The sequence below is a fragment of the Streptococcus sp. GMD4S genome (assembly GCF_000296955.1).
In genome coordinates this window covers 1-826 of sequence record NZ_AJRE01000541.1, presented here as the reverse complement: position 1 = coordinate 826, position 826 = coordinate 1, and the positions used below count along the sequence as shown (strand labels likewise).

The 826-nt window shown below is 39.2% G+C and carries 1 protein-coding gene; it reads right to left on the bottom strand.

Annotated features, from left to right (window positions below; all coding sequences use genetic code 11):
• Nucleotides 1-461 precede the first annotated feature (461 nt).
• Nucleotides 462-826: glycine betaine ABC transporter substrate-binding protein (locus tag GMD4S_RS12420; RefSeq protein ID WP_000303738.1), on the bottom strand; the 365-nt coding region annotated here is incomplete at its 5' end.

Below are 826 nucleotides of genomic sequence, written 5' to 3'. Positions count from 1 at the left end.
GTGTCTGGATAGACTTTCGGACGCAACGCTCTATTATATATCTACTGAACTGTCTATACACAAGATTTCCATCCTTAGTCGACATGAGCTGGAAATCCTGATTTGTTAAGTAGTTCACAACACATTATACACCTATTTTGTGAATAGTCAAGTGTATTTACAGTAAAAATCTAGAAAATCCTGAAAATTTTCTCTTATACTCTTCGAAAATCAAATTCAAACTACGTCAGCGTCGCCTTACCGTATATATGTTACTGACTTCGTCAGTTCTATCTACAACCTCAAAGCTGTACTTTGAGCAACCTGCGGCTAGCTTCCTAGTTTGCTCTTTGATTTTCATTGAGTATTATTTTCCATTTTAAATGACATTTAGTAACTCTAATACCAAAAAAGCCCAGACGACATTGTCTGAGCATTCTTCTGTATAGGCGTATAACCAAGTTGAGTTTAGCATTTTCAAGCTATTTCTTCAACAAACCTTGTTCTTGTAGAAATTCTTTGGCTACTTGTTCTGCTGACTTGCCTTCGACACCGACTTGGTAGTTGAGCTGGCTCATCTGGCTTTCAGTAATTTTACCAGCCAATTTATTGAGAACTGTTTCCAACTCTGGATGTTTCTTGAGAAGAGCTTCTTTCATTAGTGGAGCCCCTTGATAAGGTGGGAAGAGTTGTTTGTCATCTTCCAAGACCTGCAAATCATAACGCGCCAACTCTGCATCGGTTGAATAGGCATCCGTAATTTGAATATCGCCTGACTGAATTGCCTGATAGCGAAGAGCTGGCTCCATGGTCGCTACGTTGAGATTGAGACCATACATTGATTGCA